The sequence below is a fragment of the Psychrobacter phenylpyruvicus DSM 7000 = NBRC 102152 genome (genome assembly GCF_000685805.1).
Lineage (GTDB): Bacteria > Pseudomonadota > Gammaproteobacteria > Pseudomonadales > Moraxellaceae > Psychrobacter > Psychrobacter phenylpyruvicus.
In genome coordinates this window covers 1-1,371 of record NZ_JMKP01000094.1, presented here as the reverse complement: position 1 = coordinate 1,371, position 1,371 = coordinate 1, and the positions used below count along the sequence as shown (strand labels likewise).

The window sequence follows — 1,371 nt, the reverse complement described above, 5'->3', positions numbered from 1 at the left end:
AGCACAAAACGATGCATTGAAGACACAGAACGACGAGCTGACAGCACAAAACGATACATTGAAGACGCAAAATCAGGTACTGCTTGGGCAGCTGAGCGATGTGAAAACTTACCAAATAGAATTGATGAGGCAGACAGAAGAAACGATGAAGCACAACAAAGAATTGATGTCTCAAAACGCTTTGTTATTGCAAACTCAAAACGAGCTGCAGACAGCGAATCAATCGCTAAGAGCATCCATCAAAACGCTACAAAGCGAGCAAGACCTACCCCAACCCCGTTCGATGACAACGCGCGACGAGCAAGAGCTGCTAGGCTTGATCAGCAGCAAAGACGAGTTGATAGAGAAACTAGAAGAGCAAATCTTGAAGATAAGAGAAGATCTGAACGTGCTGAACAGCTTAAGCTAAGACTTGCTCATAAATTACTCACTGCCACACAACAAGATAACTGTTTGAGACCTGGCTGGAATGATGATCCTAATGATTACCCTGATAAATATGACTACAGACAAATTGAGGTGATCAAAAACTTTGTGACCTCACTTAATCTTCAAAGTGAGTATTTTAGAGACAATTTGACAGCGGTTAAAAATAAGATTGATGAAAGCTTTATTGCCAACAACAAGGACCTTATCCACCTGGTTAATCATCCTAGGCAGGAGCGTGAGCAGTATAACGAGCGGTTAACCGCATGGTTTGAATTTAAAGAAGATATTGACCAAAAAAGAGCTGATTTTAACCAAAGCATTATTCCTAAGTTAGGCGGTAGTGCCGGAGAGGTGGGTAGAATGACCCGAGATATCATTTCATCATTTGACTACATTCAAGGGTTAGATCAGTTTATTTCTGATGATAAACAAACCATAGAGGCCAGAGAATTAGCTAAATCTCATAGAGCAGATACGCTAAATAGAACTTGCCAACAATTCAAGTATGCCTACTTTGATGTGGTCAAACTGCCTAGTGGTCAGCGAGAGAGTTATATAAACGCTCTAAATTCGACCGTAGAGGTGTTTAAAAATATTTATGGTAGTCAGTTACCCAATGAACAAAACAAAGCCATAGAGGATGGTTTACGTGCGTTTAATAACGATTTACAACGATCTCATAGGCCTTCAAGAGGGTTTAGTCGATAAAACACCTTTGGCTAAGAGAAATATGAGTGAATTTTAGATCCAGATAATCATCATAACCTTTGGTTATTTGAATGGTTTTTTCTTGTTGTTTTTTTATTTTAAAACAAAAAATCTGTTTTTTTAGTTCTTAAAACTTATTAAAAGCTTTTTAGGTCACTGGGAGAGTTTGTTCTATAAAGGGTTGAGGGGGCTAAGTAGGAGGGATTGACGCACAAGTGGGAGGGATTGACGCAC

General features: G+C 39.3%; 1 protein-coding gene. It reads left to right on the top strand.

The genetic code is table 11. From position 1 onward, the window contains the following. Positions 1 to 1,137 (top strand): hypothetical protein (locus G561_RS15635; RefSeq protein WP_244265446.1); only part of this gene is annotated, 1,137 nt, incomplete at its 5' end. Positions 1,138 to 1,371 lie beyond the last annotated feature (234 nt).